This window comes from Pseudomonas sp. PICF141, from assembly GCF_002286815.1.
Taxonomy (GTDB): Bacteria; Pseudomonadota; Gammaproteobacteria; order Pseudomonadales; family Pseudomonadaceae; genus Aquipseudomonas.
Window position 1 is genome coordinate 1 of the sequence record NZ_MUNM01000031.1, and the last position, 25,431, is coordinate 25,431.

Consider the following 25,431-nt stretch of genomic DNA (forward strand, 5'->3'; position numbering starts at 1 on the left):
GCCGGGGCTCGACAGCTGCTACGAGCCCGCTTCGGCAGGCCTGCGGTTACAGCGAGATGTCCAGCCGGGCAATCTTGCCCTGTTCATTGAGGCGGAACATGTAGCGCAGTTCCAGCGGGCTGCCGGGAAAGGTACCGGAGATCAGGTTGTGCACCAGCACTTTGCCGGTGCGCAGCTGAACGTCCAGCACCTCGACCCGGGGCTGATAGCGTTGTGCGGTGTCTTGCATCCATTGGGCGATGGCTTGCGTGCCGACTTGATGCTGCCCCTCATCGAACACATTGGCATCCTCAGCGAAGAAACTGGCAACCCTCGACGTGTCGCGAGCATTGGCAGCGGCAATGTAAGCGGCGATGGCGGGGGCCAGTGAAGAGGCTGGATTGGACATGTTTACGGCTCCTTGTGAGTTGATTCTGGAGCCATGCTAAAACAAGCCTCTGTCAATTCTTGTCAGGAGTGAAGCGCCCTGTTTCGTCGAGTTGCATCTGCTTGCGCCAAGTGCGCAGCAGGTCGCTACGCCGCCCCGGATAGCGTTCGCCCTGCTCGCTGGCGGAGGAAATCCGGTCGGTGCGAAACGTGCGGTAGGCACTGCGCAATTCACACCAGGCGACGATGATCCGCACTTCGTTGAGAAAGCCCAGGGCCAGTGGCCAGATCAGCCGCTGACTCGGCACTTGATTGGCGTCCGCGTAGTCGATGTGCAGCTTGGCCTGATCGCGGATGGCTTGGCGAAACACATTCAAAGGCACGGCATTTTGCGGATAGCCATAACCCGACGGCCCCGGCAGCACCGTCGGGTTGCGCAAAGCCTCTTGGGCGGCGGGGTCGAGTACCGCGGCGATTTTGGCCAGGGCATCGGCAGCGGCTTTGCCCAATACCTCATCGCCACGCTGATCCACGTAGCGCAACCCGAGCACGATGGCTTCGGTTTCATCGGCATTGAGCATCAAGGGCGGCAGGAACAGACCGCTGCGCAATACATAGCCGATCCCCGCCTCGCCAAAGATCGGCGCGCCGAGCGCGGTGAGTTCCGCGATGTCGCGGTACAGCGTGCGTTCGGAAATCTCCAGTTCGCTGGCCAATGTCGCCGCCGTCACCGGACGACTCTTGCCCCGCAGTACTTGTAACAAGGTCAGTAAACGACTGGTTCGCGACACGGTCGGCAGGCTCTATTCCTGATAAGTCGTCGCAGATTAGCAGAGGCTGTTGCCAGAAACTGGCAGGAGCGATTGGTCGGCCTGAAAAGCTTCGCGGGCAAGCCTCGCTCCTACAGGGTTTGTGTCGAGCCCAACTCACACGGCAATCGCTGAATCAAAACTACCGATCGACCTTGTGCCTGGCCGCATACAAACACAGCATCTCCATCGCCAATGTCGCCGCTGCCAGTGAGGTAATGTCCGCGCTGTCGTAAGCTGGCGCCACTTCCACCACGTCCATGCCCACCAGGTTGATCCCGCGCAACCCGCCGAGAATCTCCAGCGCCTGGAGTGTGCTCAAACCGCCGCACACTGGCGTTCCGGTGCCCGGCGCGAAGGCCGGGTCGAGGCAGTCGATGTCGAAGGTCAGATACACCGGATGATCACCGACCCGCGCACGAATTGCCTCGACGATCGCTTCGCACCCTTGCCGATGCACCTGCCGCGCATCCAGTACTTGAAAGCCTTGATGATCGTCATTGGTGGTGCGCAACCCGATCTGCACCGAGCGCGACGGATCCACCCATCCTTCTTTGGCCGCATGCCAGAACATCGTGCCGTGATCGACACGCTTGCCCTCCTCATCCGGCCAGGTGTCGCTATGGGCGTCGAAGTGAATCAATGACAACGGGCCATGCTGACGGGCATGAGCCTTGAGCAGCGGATAACTGATGAAGTGATCGCCACCAAACGTCAGCATCGCGCAACCACCGCTCAGGATGTGCTCGGCATGGGCTTCGATGCTGTCCGGCACCGACTGCGGCGTGCCGTAATCGAAGGCGCAATCGCCGTAATCAATCACCGCCAGGTGATCGAACGGGTCGAACGTCCACGGCCAATGGCGCTCCCAGGCGATCCCGGTGGAAGCCGTCCGAATGCCGCGCGGTCCGAAACGCGCGCCGGGGCGGTGGCTGGTGGCAGTGTCGAACGGCACACCGCTGACCACCACATCGACGCCGCGCAAGTCGCGACTGTAGCGACGGCGCATGAAACTGGTGATACCGGCGTAGGTGCTCTCGGCGGCAGTCCCGTAAAGACTGTCGCGGGTCATGGCCTGATCGTTCTGTGCAGGGACGTCCATGGTGTGTTCCTTATTGTTGGCTTATTGGCGGCTACGGAAAGTGGTCCACAGGCGGGTGCGCTGACGCATGTCCTTGAGGCTCATGCTGCGGTCGGCGTACAACCGGTCCCGCACCTCGCTCGGTGGATAGATGTCGGGATCGCTGCGCACGGCCTCATCCACCAACGGCGTCGCCGCCCGATTGGCCGTGGCGAAGAACAGCGTATTGGTCAGTGCGGCAACGGATTCGGGGCGCAACATGAATTCGATGAAGGCCTGGGCGGCTTCGGGGTGCGGCGCATCCTTGGGAATCGCCAGGTTGTCTTGCCACACCAGCGTGCCCTCCCGCGGAATGCGGTAGGCCACCTCGAACGGTTTGTCGGCCTTGCGCGCCTGATCGGCGGCCATGCTCGCGTCGCCGTTGTAGGTCAATGCCAGGCAGACGCTACCATTGGCCAGATCGTTGATCTGCCGGCCAGTGGCGACGTACAGCACCGACGGCTGTAACTGACGCAACAGCGTGTCGGCGGCTGTCAGATCAGCCTTGTCGGTGCTGTAGGGATCTTTACCCAGATAGTGCAACGCCAGGCCGATCACCTCTTGCGGCGAATCGAGAATCGCAATGCCGCAGTCTTTCAGCTTGCTGGCGTATTCAGGTTTGAACAGCAAGTCCAAGCTGTTGAGGGACACGTTGGGCAAGCGCTGCTGCACAGCTTCGACATTCATCCCCAGCCCAAGGGTGCCCCAGGTATAAGGCACGCCATAACGATTGCCGGGGTCGACCGCCGCCAGTTTTTCCAGCATGTCCGGGTCTAGGTTGGCGTAACCCTTGAGGCCATCGTGAGCAATTTCCTGCAACGCGCCCGCCGCCAGCCCACGGGCCAGAACGCTGGACGACGGCACCACCACGTCGTAACCGCTGCCGCCGGTGAGCAGTTTGGTTTCCAGCACTTGCGGCGCATCGAACGTGTCGTAGCGCACGTGGATACCGGTTTCCTTTTCGAACCGTTGCAAGGTCTCAGGGGCGACGTAATCGGCCCAACTGTAGAGATTGAGGACTTTTTCCTCTACCTGGGCCGGCACGGCCATGGCGAGGAACAGTGCGGGTAAACACAGCTTGATGAGCGCAGCCATGACAAACACCTGACCGGAGGAAGTGGTTGCAGGATGCGTCCTCAGTTACATTGGAAAAATACCAAGTTAGTTATCCTGACTTTATTGCGGAGTAATGTTTGATGCTCGGTCAAGTTCATGACCTCGACCTGCACCTGTTGCGCCTGTTTGTCAGCGTGGTGGAATGCGGTGGTTTCAGCGCGGCTCAAGGGGAGTTGGGGCTGAGTCAATCGAGCATCAGTCAGCAGATGGCGAGGCTCGAAACCCGGCTCGGTTATCGGCTGTGCAGTCGCGGCAAGGGCGGATTCAAAATCACTCCCAAGGGCGAACAACTGCTCCTTGCCATTCGCGCCCTGTTCGAGTCGATTGAAGCGTTCCGTCATCAATCCAACGGTGTGGCCGGACGCTTGATCGGCGAAGTGCGCCTGGGCTTGTCCGAAGCGCTCGATCAGTCAGTGTTGCAACGGGTTGCCGAGGCGATCCGGCGCTTTCGCGAACGCGATGAATCGGTGCGTATCGAGTTGATCAGCGCCATGCCCGGTGAAATGGAACGGCTGTTGCTGCAACAACGGCTGGACCTGGCGATCGGCTATTTCTCACAGGCCCAGAGCGCTTTTGACTACCGCGAACTGTTCACTGAAACCCAGCACTTGTACTGCGCCCCGGGGCATCCACTGTTCACCGATCAGGCACCTGACGATCAAGCGCTTCAGGCCTGCGACCGGGTCGATCACCCTTACCGCTTCCTGCGCAGCGACGAGCCATTTCAGGGGAAGATGTGTTCGGCCCGTTCCGAGCAGGTCGAAGGCACCCTCGCCTTTATTCTTTCCGGCAAGCACGTTGGTTACTTGCCTGATCACTTCGCCCGTAGCTGGGAAAGCAAAGGGTTGCTGCGCGCTATACGCCAAGGCGATATGAGTTTCGAGGTGGCGTTCCGTCTGGCCCGCCATCGCGCGCAGGTGCCGGGGGATGCGCAAAAAGCTTTTGAGGAGGATCTGCTTGCGGCGTTTGCTTGACGATCAAAAGAACGCAGCCTCATTGCACTCGACAGCTTTTACAGAGTAAACCTATGCAGGAACCTGCCGAAGGCTGCGATCTTTTGAACTTGTTCGGCCCTTTTTCTTTACGAGAACCTGTCCATGCGCAGATTGTTCGCCCTGTCTCTGTCCCTCCTGTTGCTCTCCCTGAGCGCCTGCGCCCTGTTCCCCCAACACGACCCGCTGAACATCAACGTGGTTGGTATCGAGCCGCTGCCAAGTCAGGAACTGGAAGTGCGTTTCGCGGTAAAACTGCGCGTGCAGAACCCCAATGAAACGGCGATCGACTACAACGGCGTGGCCCTGAATCTGGAGGTGAACGGTCAATCCCTCGCCTCCGGTGTCAGCGACCAGTCAGGCTCGATCCCACGTTTTTCCGAAGCGGTGATGGTGGTGCCGGTCAGCGTTTCGGCTTTCTCGGTGCTGCGTCAGACCCTCGGCCTGGGTCAGACACAGACACTGAACAATCTGCCTTACGTGCTTCGGGGCAAACTGGCTGGCGGTGTGTTCGGCACGATGCGTTTCGTTGATCGCGGCAAACTCCGCCTGCCGGGGCCGACTACCGACACCTGGTAATGTTCACGGCTCAGCTCGCGGCTTGACCGGATCGATCACCTGGGTCACACAATGTTTGAGGCCTTCTACATGCCAGTTGGCCCACAGCCGACCTTGCCCGGTGCTGTCATCATCCGGCTCTATCGCCAGCCAGTTTCGAGCGGCGATCAGGTAACGTCCCCGTGAACCGATGGGCAACATGGTTCCGGTGATGCCGTAGTCGATCTGTTCCTGGTGCTTGCCAATGGACTCCAGAAATTGCACCGCCAACACCGGTGGTGCCGGATGCACGACCCCGGTCGAAATCAATTGGTAGATCAATCCCGAACCATCGTAGCGATGACGGGATAACGTCGATTCGATCACGCAGGCCCCCGCCACATGTACATCACCGGACACCAGCGTGACCTTGCATGACTCGGCATGGGCGAAATCCAGCAGTCGCATGATCAACCGCTTGCGTTCGTCCCGGTGGGGCGGGCTTCGCCAATGGTCGCGCAAATCGTCCTCGAGCTCCTGCTGCCCCGAAATCAGGTCCAGCGCCTTTTCGGCCGCCTGCAAGTCGAGGTAACCCACGGGAATACTCGACATCAGCAGCAAGTGCTTGTGCGCCTTGACCTTGCCCAGCCAGGCATAAATTGCATCCCAACTGGCGGGTGAAATGATCCGGGTTCGCCCGGCCGGCGCAGTGGTCAGATCCGGCGCACGCTCGCTGCGCAAGTCGGGAACCAGCAATGCCAACTCACCCAGGCCGGTGAACCCCAAGTGAAAGCCGTCAGCGGTGTCGGGTATTGCACAGGGATGGGTATCGGCCGATGGTTTGAGGTGAGGATGAGTCTGGATCAGTTGCTGCTGGAAAATCCTGAAATAGCGTTTGGCCGTGGCAAACAGCCCCTGGAACACCGGGCTTGAATGCAGTATCTCATCGTAGGAACCCCAGCCATCGATGATGTCATGGTCATCCCACATCATCACCGTCGGCACGGCGCTGAGCAATTTCGCGACCTCAGGCTGCTTCCAGCGCTCCAGGTAGAGCCTGGCGAAGAACTTGTCCAGATCGGCTTCGATCACTTTGCTGTAGACCGCCTTTTGCCGTTCGGCGAAGGGTTTGGCAAACCATGTTTTCATTGACGATATATTGCTGCGCATATCGTCGCTGTAAACCTGATCGCCCCCCATCAACAACAGGTGATAGGGCTTGCTTTGATGCGCCCCCCACATGTGCTCCCAGCGCTCATGATTCCTGTCTACCTTCTCCATATCCCTGGGGTTCGAAAAGCCGTTGCACGACACATAGGCCAGGCGCGGTGACTGGCCCTCGGCCGGAACGACGAAATTGGCCTGCGCGTCCTCTATCCTGATCGTGTAAGTGCTGGCAACCGCCTGGTCTTGCAGCGCTTTGAAATCGATGCGCCAGACACGGAACTGAGGACTGAGCAACGGGATATCGGCGATGGCCAACGGTTTGCCGCCAGTGACACCGCCGGGTACTTTTACGCTGGGTGATGACGCGCCCAAGGGCAAAACCACTAACGCCGATACGTTATAGACATTACTGTTGACGCCACGAAATTGCAGAATCGGGCCGAGTAACAAACTCATGGACAGTCCATCCGTTGACAGGTGTGTGAATGCCTAGAGACTAGACGACAATCACGCGCCCTCAGGTTTACGTATTGAACCGCACGCCCGGTTTGGCCCGCTCATCCACCGTCAATTCAAAGACGTCCGGGCGCGCGTAGTGCCCGACCACATCGTAGTCATAACGGGCGCGGATCAGGTCGTCAGTATCGATTTCGGCACACAGCAAACCCGCCTCGTCACGCAGCGGCCCGGCGAGAATGTCGCCCATGGGCCCGACAATCACGCTGCCGCCAGCAATCAGCGGGCGCTGCGCCGGCCAGTTGGCGATGTCCACGCCCAAGGCTTGCGGCGAGGCCTGGACCTGACAGGCGCTGATCACAAAGCAGCGTCCTTCATGGGCGATGTGACGCATGCTGACCTGCCACATTTCCCGCTCGTCCACCGTCGGCGCGCACCAGACCTCCACACCTTTGGCGTACATCGCGGTGCGCAGCAGCGGCATCATGTTTTCCCAGCACACCACGGCGCCTATTCGCCCGACCTGGCTGTCAATCACCGGCAAGGTCGAGCCATCGCCCTTGCCCCAGATCAGCCGTTCGGTGCCGGTGGGCATCAATTTGCGGTGCTTGGCGACCAGCCCGGCTAGCGGATCGAAATACAACGCGGTGCAATATAAGGTGCTGCCCGCCCGTTCGATCACCCCGATCACGAGGTTGGCGCCCGTGCGTGAGGCCAATCCGGCCAAGACTTCAGTCTCGGCACCGGGCACATCGATGGCGTTGTCGAAATACCGCGCAAACGCTTCACGGCCTTCCGGCAGTCGATAGCCGAGTTGCGTGCCGAAACCCTCGCCCTTGGGATACCCGCCAAGCAACGCTTCCGGCATGACCACCAGCGCGGCGCCGGATTCGGTAATGGCGGTTTCCCAGCAGAGGATTTGATCGAGGGTTTCAGCCTTGCCGCCGGGCAAGGCACCGATTTGCAGGGCAGCAACAATGGACTTGGGCATCTGAAGACTCCGTCAGTAATGAGGTGTTGCTCATTGTCCGGCGCCACAGGATCATGAATAAAGCCCGACTCACTGCTGAATGATATGAACCAAATGAATATCGCCACCGTCGATCTCAATCTGCTCAAAGTCTTCGAAGCCCTGCATGAGGAGTCCAGCGCCAGCCGTGCCGCCTTACGTCTGGGCCTGACGCAATCGGCGGTCAGCGCGGCGTTGCGCCGATTGCGCCAGGTTTATGGCGATCAATTGTTTGTGCGCACTGGCCGAGGTCTTGCGCCAACGCTCAAGGCCAATCAGTTGAAACCGGTGGTCAGCGATGCGCTGAACAAATGCCGCCAGAGCCTGGCGATGGTCGATCCGGCGGCGAATCATTACGACGGACGTTCGGTGACGGTGGGTTTATCGGATGATTTCGAAATCGCCTACGGGCGACGATTGATTGAAGAGATCGCGGAACGCGCACCGAAACTGCGGCTGATCTTTCGCCAGACCCACAGCCAGATCGTCGCCCGGGCCTTGATGGAACGCAGCATCGATCTGGCGATCACGGCGGGCGGGTTTGCCGAACGTTTGCTCAGTCGTCAGGTGCTGGGTGAAGGGGATTATCTGTGCCTGGTCGACCCCCTCAGCCTGGCCGAGGGCCAAGAGACTCTCAGCCTTGAGGCGTTCATCGCCCGCGAGCACATTCTGGTGTCATCGGGCGGTTTTATCGGGATCACCGATGAAGGCCTGGCGGCGTTGGGTCTGAGCCGGCGGGTATGCGCCTCGACCACGCACTTTGCCGCGTTGCCGCATCTGCTCAAGGGCAGTCAGGCCGTGGCAACCATTCCAGCCCATGCGGCTCGAAGTATCGCCACGCTCAGCGGATTGGCGCTGCTGCCCTGCCCGTTGGCGCTGCCACGCTATCCGATCGAGCTGGGCTGGCGCACCAGCACGCAGCTCGATCCGGTGGTGTTGAAAGTGCGCGAGGCGATCATCGCGACCTTTTCCCAAAGGCAGGAGCTGGCGAAGCCTGCGATCTTTTGAGTTTTGGCGGTTTCGACACCGGCAAAAGAGCAGGATCAGAAGATCGCAGCCTGCGGCAGCTCCTACAGGGGAAGGGTGTCTGGAAGCTTATTTAGCGGCCATCAGGCGATTGACTTCGCTGCGTACCATATTCGCGAATTCCGGGGGCGACATGCCGTCGAGTTCGGCGCGCACCCATTCGGCCCACTTGCCTTTGCGCTTGGCACGCTCAGCGAACAACCGTGCGGCTTCGCCCTTGGATTTACCCAGGTTGTTTTGCCAGAGTTCGAACAGACGGGATTTTTCATCTTCAAGCGCCGCGCGCTCGGCAAGGGGTTTGTCGGCCAGATTGAAGCTCATGGAGGATTACCTGCTGCATAAAATAGGCGACATCTTACACTGTAGGAGGAAATGTCCTGCCCTGGATTTTTCTTCAGGGTGGAGTCGCCAGGCAAAATGACTGCAACTTTTGCCATAGCGCCAGACTCCATTGTTCACTGCCCATTTATCTGCAAGGAGTACTCTAATGGCCCGCAAAATCATCGATCAAGTCGCCGAGGATCAAATCAAGGATCAGGTCTTCAGCGAACTTCAAGCCCTGATCGAAGAGTCGGAAAAACTGCTCAAGAGCAGTGCTTCACTGGTCGGTGAAGAAGCGGAAACCCTTCGTGGGCAAATCGCCCAGAAACTGAAACAGGCACGGGGTTCAGTCGCCAGTATGCGTGACCGGACCAGGCCTGCGGTCGAGGCCAGTGAAATCTACATCGGTGGCCATCCTTGGCAAACCGTGGCCATCTGCGCCGGATTCGGTTTGGTGGTGGGGTTGTTGTTAGGCCGGCGTTAATTGGGAAACACCGAACTTGTAGGAGCCAGGCTTGCCGGCGAAGGCGGACTTGAGATCGCCTTCGCCGGCAAGCCTGGCTCCTACAAAAAACACTGCTCCTCTCAGAGCCCGGCCAGTTCCCGCAGATTTGCCAGCGTCTGGGCATCAAGCGCAATGCCTTCGACCTTGGCTTTGGCGCGCTGCCCGTGACGTCGATCACCCGGTAAGCGCTTGAGCCCCACACCGTGCATCTGCCGGACCAGTTCCTGACTGCGCTCGGCAAAATTCTGCCCCGCCGATTTGCTCGGGTCGATAACGATCAGCAGTTGCCCCGTCCAGGGTGTTTTCGCCCCCGGATGGTTCGACCAGTCGAACTCGAAAGAAAAATTGCCCCCCGTCAACGCCGCCGCCAACAACTCCACCATCATCGACAGCGCCGAGCCCTTGTGCCCGCCAAACGGCAGCAAGGCGCCGCCCTCGAGAATCGCTTTCGGGTCCTGGGTCGGCTGACCGAGGCTGTCCACCCCCATTCCCACTGGCAAACGCTCGCCTTTGCGGGCAGCGATCTGTACATCGCCATGGGCGATGGCGCTGGTCGCCAGGTCGAAGACGATCGGAGCACCGTCGGCCCGGGGCGCGGCGAAGGCAATCGGGTTGGTCCCGAACAGCGGACGATCGGCACCGTGTGGCACCACGCAGGTCATGCTGTTGACCACGCTCAGCGCCACCAGCCCTTCATCGGCAAACGGTTCGACGTCCGGCCACAAGGCAGCGAAATGGTGGGAATTACGAATGGCCAGCACCGCAATGCCGGCACTGCGGGCTTTTTCGACCAGCAATGGCCGCGCCGCCGCGAGCGCCGGTTGGGCGAAACCATTCCCGGCGTCGACCCGGACAAAGCCCGAAGCCACGTCCTCGACCACCGGCACCGCCTGACCATTGACCCAACCACTTTGTAACGTTGATACGTAACCGGGAATGCGGAATACACCGTGGCTGTGAGCCCCGTCGCGCTCGGCACCGGCGCAGTTGAGGGCCAGGGTGCTGGCGACATCGGCTGAGGTGCCGTGGCGCAGGAAGATTTGCTCGAGCAACGCCGTCAGCGCTTCGAAGGACACGTTTGACGAAACCGCAGTAGATACATGATCGTGAGACGCAGACATCTGAAGCTCCAGAGTAATTATTGGAGGGGGCAACAGCGTACGAAAACCAACCGATTAACAACGGGCAACGAGCAGCCTGTCAACCCTTCGCTTGAAAGGGTGCATCTGATCAGAACCGATTGAGCCGAAAAAACGCTTTGGCGCATGCTTGCATAAATATCGGGCGGCCATGCGGTAACTATCTACCACCGTCGACTCAGCCGCGACTTTTAGTCTTGAGCCTCAATCCACTGGCGCATTCAACCACGCCCTGAACGAGACTCGACGATGCCCACACCCCCCGCTCCACTGTTTTTCCCCGAGGCCCTGCACTCGCCCGGCCACTGGAATGATCTGGGTAAAACCCATGGGCTGACGCGCAAGGATTTCGAATGGTTCAGTCATCTGGAACTGGCCAGCCAGGCATTACGCAGTCAACAGACCCCGCCGATGTTTGCCGAAAAAATCCTGCTGAAGTCAGATGCTCTTGACCCCACTCCCCTGGCCGGCAGCTTCGTGTTGAGCCTCACTCCGGATGACCGCGGTGAAATTCTCTACACCCCATACGCCGGCATAAAAAAATTCGACAGCCGCACAGCCTTGACCGAACAGCTTGAACGTCAACTGAACAGTGCGACCGAGGACGACGACCTGCTGGCCTTCTTGTCGTTGTCCGCGCGTAAAACGTTGGCAGCCGCGACCTCCGTTCAAGTGAGCTTTCAAGCCATCGAAGGCGACATATTCGAAGACCAGCGCACCGTCATCGCCCATAACCAGCACATGAACGAGCAAGCCATGCTGGAGGAGTTGATCAAATTGCCAACACTCACTTCGTTGCTCGACACATTGCTCGATGAGTGTTTGCAGTCGCCATTCCCGAGCCTTGATCAAAGCCAGACGCGGCTTAACATCTACGCTGTTGCACCAGCCCACGACAACAATGCCGCCTCCCGACGCTGGATCAACTCCCTGTCCCTGAGCGAGGCGGTGCTGTCGTATTACCGTCATCAGCGATGGCCGACCGGGCAACTTCGGGAATACTCCCACCCAGACAAACAACCGGCGACCACCGACCAATACCACTGGGAAACCGCGGTAAAGACCGTTGCCAGCAAACTGGGAAGCCTTCTTGGCACAAAACTGCAGCACTATTGGGATAATGCCGCAGCCGACGGTGCATCCCGTCGCGCTTTTTTCGGTCGGGCAATTCTTGAAAAGGCGCGCGCAGAATGCCTGCTCAAACGCGAGGCTGGCATCATCAGCCCTGAACAGAGCCTGGCCTTGCACTCATTGATTCAGCCAACGGCGGGTGCTTCCTTGCCACTCAAGACCGAGACGGTGCGACTTTGGGAACACGCGGCCAATTATGTCGAACTGGCGGGCGCACTGATGATTGATCACGCCAATGCCTTTCTATATACGCCGACGCAAGGACTCCAGGTGTTGAAGGACTATCAGGACCTCAAAGATACCTTGCTCAGCAAATTCAGCGCCGCAGGCCACGAAGACGAACTCTACGGTCTTCTGGGGCTGGATGAACGTAACCGGTTCATCGGCTTCAGCCACCCGCAGGTCTCCGGCGAAGTGATTTCAGGGTCGATATTCAAGACGCTGTTTGAGGCGATCATCACCAAGCAACTGCAAAATATCGAATACGTGCTGCAGGTTTTTCGTCACAGCGACGGTACCGTGGACCTCCATGCCTTGTTCGACAAGGCGCTGGATATACGCGCCATGATCAGCGAGCAATTGCTGTTGCTGGATGTTCAGGGACGCTGGAGTACCCGGCCGGTATTATCCGGCAACCAACGACCCTCAATGGTGTTGGCGGACACGGCAGCAGCGTTCGTAAAAACCTTCAACGATGTCGAATCGCTGATCAGCACGGAATTCGCGTCTCAGCCGATTGCCTCGCTGGCGTTTCAGCGCGTTTATCTGGAGAAACTCAAACCCCGGCTGGCCCACGCATTGGCCGTGGGAATACGCGGGGAAGCCAGCCTTAGAGCGCTCAACGCAACGCTACGCAGCGCCGACCGGGCCATTGTCGAGACGGCACTCAACCCGGATCAACCCGATCGAAAAACCCGCCTCGCCCTCAACGGTTTCAGGCCTGACGCCTATTCGCTGATCCTGGACTGTTCCGGGCAGAACGATGTGCGGCCCTTGGCCAATTGCCTGCTGTTGACCGAGCGGGGCGGGCTCGATGTCCGGCATTCGGGGCGGGCGATTCTGTGGACACCGGCAGCGGGGCTGGAAGTCTTCGCGACGGTGAGCAACGCAACGATGGAATTGAACCGGCGCTTGCTCGACGCCAACAGACGCCTGGAACTGCTGGAAAACCTCTCCCCTGCCCAGCACACCTTCCACCAGCGCTATACGCTCAATTCGCTGCGACTGATTGAGGGCAACGTCTTGCGGCACCTTGCGCAATCCGCCATTGATCACTTCCTGGCCCGTTGCGAACACCTGCGCAGCCTTAAACTGAGTGACATGCAACAGGTCAAAGCCTTGCAAAAGATGACGCAAAAAGTCATCGACACCAATTTGCGCAGGGGCAAATTGATCTCGCAAGCCATCACTCGACAGCAGTCTCTGCCTGCATGGCTCGCCATGGCCCCAGTCGAAGAACAACAGCTGCACATTGAATTGCTGGAGCAATATCGCAACAGCGTCACCGATGACAAAGACTACTTGCATGGGATCCAGCCCCTGAGGTCGTACGTGCATGAGCGATTGGCGTCATTGCTCGGCAGTCGATTCCCCGGAGCGCAGCTTGACCCTGATCACATCAGAATCACACCCGACCTGACCCTGGCCGGCCCCTCGCGCAGCCTCACCGAATGTGCCCTGAATCCTGCGAGCGTGGCTCAAGGTATCGGGTTCAAAATAGCGTCGAGCATTTCCCGGACGCTGCCCGATCGGTTGAATCAGGATGCCGTGCGCCAGCTCATACAGTCACTGAATATCCAGAGCGATTATGTAAAGCGGGTGACAGACGCATTGACCAGGGCCGGTACCGATGCCGACAAACGAAAGCAACGCTACATTCGACAATTACCGTGGCAATTGCTGCAACACGCTCACGCGCTGAAACTGCAGCAACATCTTTCCGCCCGCGCTTTCGATTTGATCCTGCAGGTATTCGACATGCCGGACGCCATGGCCCGCATGGCGGTAGCCGGTGCCCACGCTATCGTCAGGCCGCTGGAATTGATCAAGACCGCAGGCGCCGCGGCCGTCAAAACCCTGGGCCTGTACCTGATCGGTCCTGGTGCCGGGCATGACGGGCCGCAAATCCTGTATGCGCCTTATCATTCGGCCTCGGTATTTTCCGAGTTTGAGAGCGAGGCCAACGTTATCTCAGCGATCAATACACCAGGGGCACTGCAAAATCTGATCATTCGGCGGCTCCCCGAAAATCAGCGGTCCTTGTTCGGTAACCTGTTCAAGTCCACCGTCGGACAGCCAAGCGAAATCAGCCTCGCGTCCTCCCCCATCGGCGGCAACCTGCTTGTACAGTTGTTCAGCGATAACATGGGGCTTTTATCGACGATGCTCGGTAGCCATTCCCAAATCAACGGTCAGGCCGATTGGCAAACCGCCAAAAACCTGTTCAGCGCTGGCATCAAGCTGATCGCCGGTGTATTGCCGGGCAAGCTCGCCTATGGGCAGTTTCTGTGGCAAAGCTACAAGGACTTCAAGAACTCTGCCCAAGCGCTGCAGGATCACCACTGGACACGGGCTTTGCAGGCGTTTATTGACGGGGCCGCGCAGATGGTGACGGTGGGCAGGTTGTCGCTGGAGGCTTCGGCCACTGAGCAAGCAACTTCCGACGCTGCACCGGTTGTCAGCCCGGTGGCCGCCCCGCCATGGTCGCAAGTGAAACCGACGGCACCGGCGCGCACGCTATTGCAGCCTTTCGAGAGCTCGGACGTTGCATTAAAGAACCTGAAGAAGAACAGCGCCGATGGCACATACCTGGATTCAGTCAACAATCGCACATACGCCCCGGTCGAGGGGAAGGTCTATCCCGTCGCCAAAACCGGGCCAGTCTGGCGCATGACCAAGGATCAACGCCAAGGTCCAGCATTGATGGCAGCTGCTGGTCAGCAGTGGGTGGTCGATCCGGACGTCCACACGATTCATTACGGTAAAGCCCTGTCAAAAATGCACAACCAAATCGCTACCAGCCTGGTGGTCAGAGAGACTTTGAACGTCGAAGCCCGGGGCATGGAAGAGATCCGGACAAAATACCCGGGAAAAGCGCGGATGATCACGCAAGCGATCGACATGGCCCGTTTCTATGCGTTTAACAGCTTGCATAACCTGGCACAACTCAAACACCTGACGCCGGGTACACGGCTGGATACTTTCCTTAAAGTTTTTTTTGATGCCAAGGACCTCGACGCCAGCCTCCTGAACAAAATAAAAACCGTCATCGTGCCCATTTGCAAAGCGCTGGTGGATCCCACGGTAGACTTTATGAATACCGAGCGTTTTGTAGTCGGTTCAAGCCGATACGGGATGAGTGGCACGATCGCTTTTGTGGTGCATAACGATGCACAGCAGCGTGTGCATTTCACGGAGCTTTTTTTTGATCCACAGCTCGATTGGTACAAGTCCTGCCTGACTGAGCCTTTCAACGTCAACGACCACGCCCGGGCCGCTACGTTGATTCATGAGTTCTCCCATCTTTTTTCGAATACCGTGGATATTGCCTCGCTTGAGGCGAGGCGTCCGTTCACCGATCTCATCGCCACAGTGACCGGTTTCGGAACTGCAACCAAGTACAGACAACAGGATTTCCAGCGACAGGCACTGTCATTGGCCACCCCCAGGGAAGAACTGTTTGCCCACTGGAGCGAAATCGAGCAGTCGTGGATCAATCTGGATTCGATCGAAGGGTTGGAACACGTGGGTAAGGACATCCTCAGAACGACGGGCTGCAAAACCATGGAGGAAGCCCGCAACGCGTTCCTGAATCCACGAAATGTGGGCCTGCGAGCCGACACCATTTTGCGCAATGCCGACTCGATCGCTCACTTGATCTGTGAAATGGGTCGACAGCTGGATCCGGTGCCGGTCTCGCCCACGGCTTGATGTCCGGACGTAGCAGCTGCCGAGCCCGAACGCAGCCTCGCTCAGGCTCGACAGCTGCTACGGTCCGGGATAGCCAGTCGGAGATGTTGACCATTTTTTCACGCCCTGTATGGATACTGCCAGGGCGGCGGCACCCGGTTTTCAGGCGCCCACGTGAAAATAAGTTGTACTTTGATGGGCAAATGCCATGACGGTTGTTCTCGCAGACTTCCCCTCAAGGTTAGAATGCAGGAAATCAGGATGAGTCAATGACCGACCACTCTCTCTCCCAAGTTCAATACGACGCCATCACCGATGCCGCTGCGCACTGGTGCATGCGTTTGCATGCCATCGACTGCACGGCTGAAGAGCGTCAGGCGTTCGAGCAATGGCATGATGCCCATCCTCTGCACGCGTTCGAATACCAAGCCATGCTGGAAATCTGGGAGGTTGCGGGCGATTTGCCTCGTCCCCAATCCTGCGCGCCGACGGTTCGCCTCAAACCGACAACGCCTTGGCGCACTTTCGGCATTGCCGCTACCGTCTGCGCCTTGGCGTTACCGCTGGCGGCCTATACCGGATGGAACCTGGGCTGGCTGCCCAATGCCTATCAGCATTTCGAGGCGACTGATAATGTTCGTCAGGTTACGTTGGGCGATGGTAGTCAGGTGGAACTGAATCTGGGCACTGAACTGACGTTCAGCAATTACAAGGATCAGCGTCGTGTCACGTTGAAAAAAGGCGAAGCCTTCTTCAGCGTCAGTCATGACCTGCAGCATCCGTTCATAGTCAAGGCAGCCGATGGCAGCATTCGCGTCACCGGTACCCGATTCAATGTCTGGAAGTATGAAGACCAGGTACGCGTGAACCTGATCGAAGGGTCCGTGCTGGTGACCAGCAACAGTGCCCTGCCCGGCGAAGGTTCACGTCTTGAACCTGCCATGCAGGCACGTTATCGATACGGCGACTTTACGCCGCAAATCAGCCAGGTCTCCGCCGATGACCATTCGCTGGCGTGGCGCAGCGGCAAACTGGTGCTCGATGATCTGACGCTGAGCGATGCCCTGCCCCTGATCAATCGTTATCTGAACAAGCCTGTCATGATCGCGGATCACAGCACCGGCTCGATTCGCCTCGGCGGTATCTACAACATCAAAGAACTCAATAGTCTGGTGGCCTCGTTGCCCAAGGTGCTGCCGGTGTACCTGACCCGCAACAAGGACGGCAATCCGGTCGTCAATTCAATCCCGCAACAAGTCCCAAAAAGCTGAAGGCCGCCACCCTTTCGGGATGCGGCCTTCACTTTGATTCAAACGCGATCGCGACTACTGCGCGGCGATCTTCCCTGCTTTTTCATCCTGCTCGCGAATCGTCTGGACCTGGTATTGCGGATCGGACGTGATCTGCTGCTCGGTGAACGGCAACACACTCAACTGCTTCTTGGAGAAGGCCAGTGTCTGGTCCCGGGAGTACTTGGATGCCGGGTCACTGGACAACGAGAACGCCAATAAGCCCTGGGCCTGGGGCCCCTTGTCATCGAAAGTCACCACTTGCAAATAGCTGGTGCCACTGACAACTTCGCGTTTGCCGTCAGCTCCCGGCACGCTCTGGATCGCGTTATACACACCCAGCGTGCCCGGCCCGCCGTGAATGGGCGTTTGCTGCCCGCCACTGCTGACCACCTGGATATCACCCCAGCGGCTATCGGCCTTCAGTCCAAGGCTTTTTACCTGTTCTACCGAGGCCAGCATCGCCGCCCGAACCGCTGTGGCGACGTCCGGCCGGTCAATGGCCAGGCCACGTGGTGTGTGCTGCGCATCTTTCGGATCGAACGGGACACGCCAGATGCCGGGGATTTTCTGCAATGGCTCCATGATATTTTGAAAATGCACAAAGCCCAGCCCACTGTCCAGATTCACCCGGCGATCCCAAACCTTGAGGCTGGCACACAACGGCGTAAGCGTCGGCGCATCGGCGCCAGGATCCGCGGCGCAGAATTGCAGCAGGTCCGGCATCACTTGGGTCGCCTGATACACCTGATCGTCCATCACCATGTGTTGCAGATCTGCCGCAGCGACAGTGTTCAAACTTCCCAGGCGTTCCAGTGCAAAGCGCGAGCGCAGCCCCAATGGCTGATTGTCCTGACTGATCAGCGGCGAGAAACCGGTGAGCGGTTGTGCCGGGTTGGCCATCCAGGCCGAATCGTTGGAATGCTGCACAAAGTCTTTACGCAACAGTTGCGGCAACGTGTCTGCCGCATAAATACCTTTTTGCGCAGCCTGCGGGTCGATGTCCCAGGCACAGTCGCTGTTGGAACCGTCGAGCAGGATCATTTGTAATCCGGCCCGTGGATCGCTGCATTTGGCCAGCTTGTCGGCATTGACGTTCGGCACCACCGACAGGTTCATGTAAAGCGTCTGTCCCTGATCGTCCACCGCCAGGGTATTGACCCACGGAATCCCCTGAATCTTGTGCACCGATGCCTGAAAATCCTTGAGGCTGCCAGCACGGTTCATCGCATACCACTGTTGCAAGACCCGGTCGTTCTCCAGATTGGCATCGCGCAGGCTATAGGCGAACCGGTTGTCCCAGTCGAGCTTGCCGGGCCATTGCACAATCGGGCCGAATTGCGAGCTGTAGACCACATGGGAAATCTGCCGGATCTGGCCATCGGCTTGCTTCACGTTCACCGCCAGTGTCTGCTTTTTCATCGGCAAGGACTTGCCATCCAGCAGGTAACGGGTCGGATCCTTGGGATCGAGTTGCAAACGGTACAGCGTGAAATGCTTGGACGAATCCACCGTGTGGGTCCACGCCAGGTGCTGGTTGAAACCAATATTGATCATGGGCAGGCCAGGCAACGCGGCGCCCATGACATCCAGTTTGCCGGGAATGGTCAGGTGCATCTGATAGAAACGCATCCCGCCAACCCAGGGAAAATGCGGATTGGCCAGCAACATCCCGCGGCCGTTGAACGAACGTTCGCTGCCGACCGCCACGGCGTTACTGCCGCGATCCAGAGCGAAACGTTGCATGCGTGAGTCTGCCAGCTGGAAAGACTCCGGCTCGCCCGCCGAATGGGCCACGCTTTTCGGCGCAGTAGCGCCGGCCAATGCTTCGGCAAACTGACCCACGCCGCCTTCGACCAGCAATCGTCGGGTTAACTTGACCAGATCTTGCGCCGTTATCGCGCGCACCCATTCTCCCGCGCATTGCTGAGGCAAACCCTGGGCCCGACGTTCTGTCAGCGAACGGTTGTAACCGGCCACATAACCATCGATGAGTTCATGAATTTCAGGCGTTTGCGCCTGCCAGAAAGCGGCGACTGCCTGCGGTGTATTCAGCCAGTTGAAAAACACATCGCTGGCCAGGTTCCCTCGCTCTTCGACCGTAAACTGATCCGGGCCGAAATACCGTGAGCGCTCGCCATTGACGGTGACGATCTCATTGGCCAGCAGGCACAGATTGTCCTGAGCGTAGGCATAGCCAATGCCGTAGCCGAGGCCGCGCTCGTTGTCGGCACGAATATGCGGCACGCCAAAACTGGTTCGACGAATCTCGGCCGTCGCCTGCTCTGGCTGGCTGCGCGCGTTCGCCGCAAGACTCAGCCCCAGCAACACACCCGCAAGGCTCAACCTGGTTAACTGCCTGGAAATAATCACGCTCGCTCCTGATCGAAAAGACGTATGACACGCAATGCGCCTTCTCCTGAAACGAAGCAACCAGCAAAAATTTAAGCCGTTGAGGGCGGTCTTCACGCCCGGCTCACGGGCCGCTGACGTGCTGGCGACAAATTTTCTACATAGGGGGCTTCATTATTTGCCTGCTCGTTCGTCTTATTGATTGAGAGCGCCCATCACATTTTCCTGGTCAGGCTCTGAAAAGGAGTTTTTGCATGTACAACCGGCAATTGCCAATGGACGGTAGCCATGCGCCAAAAGCCAGCAACCCGGGCTTGGGCGTTTTCAATCAACCCGCCGAACGCCACGGCAACGAACGGATCAAGTTTCTGCTGAAGAGCTTTGGCCTGCGAACCAGCCTGATTCGCTTGAAAGTCATCGACGCCTTGCTGACGGCCGCGCAAAGCAACCGCAGCCTGGGGGTGCGTGGCGTGCACAGTCACTTGCTGAACCTGGACATTCCCCTGTCCTTTCTCAGTGTCCGTGAAGTATTGAAACGCTTGTGCGGTGAAGGCGTGATCACCCTCAATCCAGACAAAAGCTACAGCCTGCATCCACAGGCTGCCGCCGTCCTGAATAGCGAGTAATCCGGCCAGGGAGCGTCGCTCAAGGCTTGACCTTGCGACGCATCACGCCATTGATCACCACCACGAGCACCGCCACGCCAATGGCGATGTATTGGAACAGCTGCTCTGTAATGATCCCTGCATTTTGCAGCCAGGAAAGGCCGAACATGATCCCCAGTACCACCAGGGAAATCAGAATCGAGTATTTCAAACGTTGCGACTGGGTCATTGCGGGTTCCTGAACCAAAAAATGTATCCGATGTGTATCCATTGCCTGTCAAGCCACTACCGATTCGTGAGAATGGGGGCCGCAAAGGAGGTCTTATGTTACAGCCGATGACACGATTTGACTTCATTACGGCGATAACCAAGAGAATTTTGGAGATCTTTCGCCGAATCTCTGTCGGCTGCTCCCTTGACATTGAGTGGCTGCAACGTTTTCGCATAGCGATCGCGGTTATGGCTGCTGCATAAACGAATTATTTATGGATCGAAAATCTGTCCTGGGAGCCTCTTACAAATGCCGGTTTTATAACAGGCATTTTTTTGTGTAGGACAATTCTGAATAAACCGGGAATTTATTACAAACTTACAATCTGTTTTCTCTGAAACTCCAAACTCGACACAACACGAAAAACACTGAAACTTTTTGCCCCAAATAAGCACATGAAATTCGTCATGAGCCATGGATATTCTTGTTCTGCCGCCCTACCAACTTACCGGCACCACAGGAACATCATGCATAAACCGTTAATAGATATAAGTTCGTCTCGCCTACTTGGTTTCTGCCTTGCAATCACTCTTTTTGAACTTCTGACGTATATGGCCAGCGATATGATCATGCCGGCCATGTTGACCGTAACCCATCAACTGAATGCCCCCGCGAGTCATGTTCCCTACGCCTTTAATCTTTATTTGGCCGGGGGCATTCTATTGCAGTGGTTTATCGGTCCACTGTCCGATCATTTCGGGCGTCGCAAAATACTGCTCATCGGCTGTGCGGCATTCGCTCTAGCCTGCGCTGCGGCGTTTTACGTGCAGAGCATCTTTGTCTTCAATGGTTTACGCCTGATTCAGGGCATGGGATTGGGATTTGTCATCGCGGTCAGTTATCCAGCCCTGCAAGAAGTCTTCTGTGAAGCCGACGCTGTAAAGATCATGGCATTGCTGGGCAACGTGGCACTGCTCTCTCCGCTGCTGGGTCCTTTGCTCGGCAGTCTGATGCTGGAATGGCTCTCCTGGCGGGAGCTGTTTTTTGCATTAGGGGTCGGCGGCGCGATGGTCTGGCTAGGGCTTTATTGGTATATGCCGGAAACGGTGGGCACTTTGCGTCAGGACGGTCAACGACTGGCTGCCGTCCCCTTTGAATGGGGTGGCACGGTGCGCCGCTACACCGCTTTGCTCACCAATACTCAATTCCTGCGCGCCAGCATCGCCTTGGGACTGATGAGCCTGCCGTTGATTGCCTGGATCGGGCTGGCACCACTCCTGTTGATCCAGAACCAGGGACTTTCCACCTTGCAGTACGGCCTGTGGCAGATCCCGGTGTTCGCGGCGGTCATTCTCGGCAATCTGATACTTAACCGTTTGATTGCCAACACTGAACTGCCCCAACTGATTCGATACGCGCTGTGGCCGTTTTGCGGTGGGCTAATCGCATTGGCCGCCATCACTTTCACCGGTGCTTCGACGCTCCTGCTGGTCAGTTGCTTGTCGCTGTACGCCATCGGTCTTGGCATGAGCAACGCCGCGCTGTACCGGCTCGCGCTGTTTTCCAGCGATGACAGTAAAGGGCTGGTCTCAGCCGCGATCGGCATGATCTCCATTGCTGTCATGGGTGGTGGCGGCTCGATTATCGCGGCCCTGGGTGTCGGTGACAGCCTTGAGGCCTTCGCTCTGATGGCCTGTCTCATGGGGCTACTGTGCCTGGCGCCCTTGAAATTGTTTCTGCGTCGTTCTCGCATCCCGCTTGCGATCTGACACCAATCAGTAGGTTTTTTGATGATCCATCTACCCCATACCGATGCGCTTTGTGCGTTAACGCAACCCTATTGCCTGGATTCCGTGCCGGACGGTCTGTTCGACCGGGCCATGAGCGAAATCAGCCTGTTTCATTGTCATCACACGCCCGGATATGAACGCTGGTTGAATGCCAATGGTCTTGACGCCAACGCCCTGGAGACGCTGGATGACTGGTCAAGGTTGCCGCCGATTTTCGCCAATTACTTCAAGCGTCATCTGGTTTACGGCCCCACAGGCGAAGGCGCGCTGGAGCTGACATCATCCGGCACCAGCGGCCAAAAAAGTCGCATGCGCTACGACCATCGCAGCATGGCCGCCGCACAAGGCATGGTGAACCACATTTTCCGGCATTACGGCTGGGATACACCGGACAGCCCCTGCAACTATCTGCTCCTGAGCTATGAACCCGAAGCGGCCATTACCCTGGGCACTGCCTATACCGATCAGTTTCTTTGCAGCTACGCCCCCATCAACCGTGTCGTTTACGGATTGCGTCTTACCGGCAAAGGTCATGAGTTCGATCTTTTTGGTGTGATTCGGGCCTTGCAGGAATTTGCCGAGGAAGGATTGCCGGTTCGCATTCTCGGTTTTCCGGCGTTCCTTTCGCATGCCCTTCAATGCATGGAAGACACCGGCGTGGCTGATTTGCAGTTGCCTGCCCAGTCACTGGTGTTTCTGGGGGGTGGCTGGAAAACCCAGGAGGCACAGGAAATTCCCCTGCATCGGTTGTATGCCCGAATCAATCGGCAGTTGGGTATCGACCTGCCCCGCTGTCGGGACGGCTATGGCGCCGTAGAGCATGCAGTGCCTTATATCCAGTGTGCCCACCATCATTTTCATGTACCGATCTATTCGAAGGTTTTCGTGCGCAACCCATCCGATTTCACTGTCCAGCCATACGGCCAGCGCGGCTTGCTGGAATTCGTCTCGCCGTACATTTCGTCGAGCCCTGCCCATGCCGTGGTCATGGGCGATCTGGCAACGTTGCATCCCGGTGCCAGTTGCGGATGCGGTCTGCCAACCGATTGGTTCGAGCTCCATGGACGTGCCGGCACCTCCGCCACTCGCAGTTGTGCCATGGCCGCATCCGAACTGATCGGAGGCGCTTGATATGTATCTGATCAATGGCCAGTTGCACGATGACATCACCCCGGAAAGTGCCCTCGAACGCCTCAAGAAACCATTGCCCCAGCTGCTTTCTTCACCGATCGACAGTGAGACCGTTATCGAGTCTGCTGCCCGCTTTGCCACGAAGTTGCAATCTCGCAGCCAGGGTCTGTCCCTTGATGATGAGCAATATCAGGGGCTGATCGATTTCTGCCAGCGCAGCAACCTGAGCAGCAAACTTGAGCGAGAGTTGGGCCTGCAACCGCGTTCGCTGCGGCGTATCGACTATCGACAGCCATGTTTCGAAAGCTGGCATCCATTAGGGTTGGTGGTGCATATCACCCCGGCCAATGCGCCGTTACTGGCCTTCTGCGCAATACTCGAAAGCCTGCTGGCCGGCAATGTCAATTGGTTGCGCCCCAGTGCCAGCGATCAGGGATTGACCGCGCAGTTGCTGGCCGCCCTTGTGCAATGCGACAGCAGCGGCAAGCTGGCCGAATTCGTAGCGGTTCTGCCGGTTCATACCTCGCAGATAGCGCAACTTTGCGCCACGGCAGACGGGGTATCGGCCTGGGGGGGTGTGGCAGCGCTCAAGGCGATTCGTCAGCAGATTCCTGCGGGGTGCCGCTGGATCGACTGGGGACACAAAATCAGCTTTGCCTATCTGTCACCTGAAGCGGCGGAGCCCGCCGCGCTCGATGCCTTGGCAGATGAAGTCTGTCGGCTGGATCAACAAGCATGCTCCAGCCCTCAATGGGTATTGGTGGACAGCAACGATCCGGCGGTCCTGCACAAGCTTGGAGACCGTCTGGCCGAAGCCTTCAAGCGTCGCGCCCAACAGTGGCCGGCGCTGGTGCCGACAGATCGTGAAGCTTCGGAAATCACCACGCACACCGCCATGGCGCAGCTTGACCAATGCTTCAACGATCAGACCGGTCAGGTATGGACGGGCGCCGGATGGCGTGTCATCTGGGAGCATCATCAGACACTCGCGCCATCGCCGCTGTTTCGTACAGTGCTGCTCAAGCCAGTCCCACAGCACTTGCTCGCCGAATCGCTGTTGCCCTGGCGAAACGTCCTGCAAAGCTGCGCATTGATAGCGTCCCCGGCAGGGACACCCGAGCTTGTTCGTACACTGGTCAACGCCGGCGTCACGCGCATCGCGCCTTGCCAGACGATTCATGATGGCTACGCCGGCGAGCCTCACGATGGTGTTTATGCGCTGTCGCGTCTGAGTCGTCGCCTCTCTGTGAGCCTGGCCGCTGATGTCTCGATTGGCCGCTCAACGCTCGACCCGGTGCCGCCTGCCCCTGACACAGCCCGTGGCCCGATCATGGACAAAGACACCTTCATGACCCAGCCGATCAGCCCCCTGGCACAGCTGTATTTTCGCTCCGGCGGTAGCAGCGGTACTCCGGCCCTGGCAGGTTTCAGCTACCGGGATTTCCAGCGACAAATGCGCGCCGCGGCTGATGGCATGTTCGCTGCCGGGCTCGATCCGTCACAGGACCGGGTGATGAATCTGTTCTATGGCGGGAACCTGTACGGTGGTTTTTTCAGTTTTTCGAGCATTCTTGAACAGATGGGCGTTACCCAGTTGCCCATGGGGGCTGCGCAGGACGACGATTTCAGCGAGATCGCCCGATTGATCGTGGAGCAACGGGTCACCGTATTGATTGGCATGCCCAGTACGCTGCATCGTCTGTTTTTCAAAGAGCAGGCCCGACTTCGCGACTATGCCGGTATTGGCAAAGTGTTCCTTGGCGGCGAGCATCCAGGCGAGGCCAGCAGACGCCTGATGGAAAGTTGCGCAGTGTCGACGATTCGTTCTGCCCTCTATGGATCCGTCGATGCAGGCCCCTTGGGTCATGCCTGCCGGGCGACCGCGGACGGCGTGTTCCACTTGATGTGCGAGACCCAGCACCTGGAGATCGTTCAGCTCGAACAGGATGTGCCGGTGCAAGCCAATGAGATCGGCCGCCTGCTGTTTACTTCCCGCGCCCGGCAAGGTCAGCAGGTTCACCGATACGACATCGGCGACACGGGCCGCTGGCTCCCCGGAGCTTGTCCTTGCGGACTGCCAACGCCGCGATTCGAACTGCTGCAGCGGCACGGCAAGCTGGTGCGGATTGGCACGGAGTTCATCTCACCTTCGGCGCTGGAACACAGCGTTGGAGTCCCCATTCAAGTTGTTCTGGATTACACCGCCAGTGGCGTCGAACGAATGCAAGTGCGAACGGATGCCGATATCACGCGGGTACGAGAAAAATTGCTGACCCATGAAGCATTGGCAACTGCCATAGCCGCGGCCCTGTTAATTGTCGAAGTTACCGCCTGCGCTGAACATGAATTCATACGAAACAAACACAGTGGAAAAGTCCCACTGATTGTCGATCAACGAATATAAAAACAAAACATCTCAACGACCGTGTTATTCAAATAAAAATACCTGA

General features: G+C 58.1%; 20 protein-coding genes. 10 read left to right on the forward strand and 10 right to left on the reverse strand.

From position 1 onward, the window contains the following. Window positions 1-46: 46 nt before the first annotated feature. From BZL43_RS05730 to BZL43_RS05745, 4 genes are all read right to left on the reverse strand, one after another. Window positions 47-388: a nuclear transport factor 2 family protein gene (locus BZL43_RS05730; protein WP_007897370.1), complete on the reverse strand. Its 342-nt coding sequence runs from the start codon at window positions 386-388 to the stop codon at window positions 47-49. 52 nt (window positions 389-440) lie between these two features. Beyond that, complete coding sequence (locus tag BZL43_RS05735; protein WP_095631413.1) at window positions 441-1,157, reverse strand: YafY family protein; 717 nt, start codon at window positions 1,155-1,157, stop codon at window positions 441-443. Between the two features lie 160 nt (window positions 1,158-1,317). Beyond that, window positions 1,318-2,277 carry an agmatinase gene (gene speB, locus BZL43_RS05740; protein ID WP_095631414.1) on the reverse strand — a complete coding sequence of 320 codons (960 nt, stop codon included), beginning with the start codon at window positions 2,275-2,277 and terminating at the stop codon, window positions 1,318-1,320. Between the two features lie 21 nt (window positions 2,278-2,298). Next, complete coding sequence (locus BZL43_RS05745) at window positions 2,299-3,390, reverse strand: polyamine ABC transporter substrate-binding protein (RefSeq protein ID WP_095631415.1); 1,092 nt, start codon at window positions 3,388-3,390, stop codon at window positions 2,299-2,301. Between the two features lie 101 nt (window positions 3,391-3,491). Between BZL43_RS05745 and BZL43_RS05750 the strand changes: the two genes are divergently transcribed. Next, the gene (locus BZL43_RS05750) at window positions 3,492-4,385 is read left to right on the forward strand and encodes a LysR family transcriptional regulator (RefSeq protein ID WP_095631416.1); all 894 of its coding nucleotides are present in this window, start codon (window positions 3,492-3,494) and stop codon (window positions 4,383-4,385) included. Between the two features lie 123 nt (window positions 4,386-4,508). Beyond that, complete coding sequence (locus tag BZL43_RS05755; protein WP_095631417.1) at window positions 4,509-4,982, forward strand: LEA type 2 family protein; 474 nt, start codon at window positions 4,509-4,511, stop codon at window positions 4,980-4,982. Window positions 4,983-4,985: 3 nt separating this feature from the next. Here the strand turns inward: BZL43_RS05755 and BZL43_RS05760 are convergent, their stop codons facing one another. Continuing rightward, on the reverse strand, window positions 4,986-6,563 hold the full coding sequence (locus tag BZL43_RS05760; protein ID WP_095631418.1) for an alkaline phosphatase D family protein: 1,578 nt from the start codon (window positions 6,561-6,563) through the stop codon (window positions 4,986-4,988). A gap of 67 nt (window positions 6,564-6,630) precedes the next feature. Beyond that, the gene (locus BZL43_RS05765; protein ID WP_095631419.1) at window positions 6,631-7,554 is read right to left on the reverse strand and encodes a carbon-nitrogen hydrolase family protein; all 924 of its coding nucleotides are present in this window, start codon (window positions 7,552-7,554) and stop codon (window positions 6,631-6,633) included. A gap of 84 nt (window positions 7,555-7,638) precedes the next feature. On the opposite strand from BZL43_RS05765, the gene BZL43_RS05770 reads away from it, so the two are divergent. Then, the gene (locus BZL43_RS05770; RefSeq protein ID WP_095631420.1) at window positions 7,639-8,580 is read left to right on the forward strand and encodes a LysR family transcriptional regulator; all 942 of its coding nucleotides are present in this window, start codon (window positions 7,639-7,641) and stop codon (window positions 8,578-8,580) included. Window positions 8,581-8,667: 87 nt separating this feature from the next. Here the strand turns inward: BZL43_RS05770 and BZL43_RS05775 are convergent, their stop codons facing one another. Continuing rightward, window positions 8,668-8,919: a hypothetical protein gene (locus BZL43_RS05775; protein WP_095631421.1), complete on the reverse strand. Its 252-nt coding sequence runs from the start codon at window positions 8,917-8,919 to the stop codon at window positions 8,668-8,670. Window positions 8,920-9,085: 166 nt separating this feature from the next. Between BZL43_RS05775 and BZL43_RS05780 the strand changes: the two genes are divergently transcribed. Further along, window positions 9,086-9,403, forward strand: a complete 318-nt coding sequence (locus BZL43_RS05780; protein ID WP_095631422.1) for a YqjD family protein — start codon at window positions 9,086-9,088, stop codon at window positions 9,401-9,403. A 101-nt stretch (window positions 9,404-9,504) separates the two neighbouring features. On the opposite strand, the gene BZL43_RS05785 is transcribed toward BZL43_RS05780, so the two are convergent. Then, complete coding sequence (locus BZL43_RS05785; protein ID WP_095631423.1) at window positions 9,505-10,545, reverse strand: Ldh family oxidoreductase; 1,041 nt, start codon at window positions 10,543-10,545, stop codon at window positions 9,505-9,507. Between the two features lie 267 nt (window positions 10,546-10,812). Between BZL43_RS05785 and BZL43_RS05790 the strand changes: the two genes are divergently transcribed. Together BZL43_RS05790 and BZL43_RS05795 are read left to right on the forward strand one after the other, a co-directional pair. Then, entirely contained in the window at window positions 10,813-15,624 is a 4,812-nt protein-coding gene (locus tag BZL43_RS05790) for a dermonecrotic toxin domain-containing protein (protein ID WP_095631424.1), read from the forward strand. Window positions 15,625-15,872: 248 nt separating this feature from the next. Beyond that, a complete protein-coding gene (locus BZL43_RS05795) occupies window positions 15,873-16,874 on the forward strand; it encodes a FecR family protein (RefSeq protein WP_095631425.1) in 1,002 nt (333 codons plus the stop codon). Window positions 16,875-16,928: 54 nt separating this feature from the next. Here the strand turns inward: BZL43_RS05795 and BZL43_RS05800 are convergent, their stop codons facing one another. Then, window positions 16,929-19,265 (reverse strand): acylase, encoded by a 2,337-nt coding sequence (locus BZL43_RS05800; protein ID WP_095631426.1) that lies wholly within the window; start codon window positions 19,263-19,265, stop codon window positions 16,929-16,931. Window positions 19,266-19,498: 233 nt separating this feature from the next. On the opposite strand from BZL43_RS05800, the gene BZL43_RS05805 reads away from it, so the two are divergent. Next, window positions 19,499-19,870, forward strand: coding sequence for a fe2+ zn2+ uptake regulation protein (locus BZL43_RS05805; RefSeq protein WP_095631427.1), 372 nt, complete (start codon window positions 19,499-19,501; stop codon window positions 19,868-19,870). Between the two features lie 19 nt (window positions 19,871-19,889). Here the strand turns inward: BZL43_RS05805 and BZL43_RS05810 are convergent, their stop codons facing one another. Beyond that, the gene (locus BZL43_RS05810) at window positions 19,890-20,078 is read right to left on the reverse strand and encodes a hypothetical protein (RefSeq protein ID WP_007901365.1); all 189 of its coding nucleotides are present in this window, start codon (window positions 20,076-20,078) and stop codon (window positions 19,890-19,892) included. Window positions 20,079-20,587: 509 nt separating this feature from the next. Here BZL43_RS05810 and BZL43_RS05815 point away from each other — a divergent pair. Genes BZL43_RS05815 through BZL43_RS05825 form a run of 3 tightly spaced genes read left to right on the forward strand, consistent with a single transcriptional unit; the run spans window position 20,588 to window position 25,385 of the window. Next, a complete protein-coding gene (locus BZL43_RS05815; RefSeq protein WP_095631428.1) occupies window positions 20,588-21,829 on the forward strand; it encodes an MdfA family multidrug efflux MFS transporter in 1,242 nt (413 codons plus the stop codon). Window positions 21,830-21,850: 21 nt separating this feature from the next. After that, window positions 21,851-22,981: an acyl-protein synthase gene (locus tag BZL43_RS05820; RefSeq protein WP_095631429.1), complete on the forward strand. Its 1,131-nt coding sequence runs from the start codon at window positions 21,851-21,853 to the stop codon at window positions 22,979-22,981. A gap of 1 nt (window position 22,982) precedes the next feature. After that, window positions 22,983-25,385, forward strand: a complete 2,403-nt coding sequence (locus BZL43_RS05825) for an aldehyde dehydrogenase family protein (protein WP_095631430.1) — start codon at window positions 22,983-22,985, stop codon at window positions 25,383-25,385. Window positions 25,386-25,431: the final 46 nt, after the last annotated feature.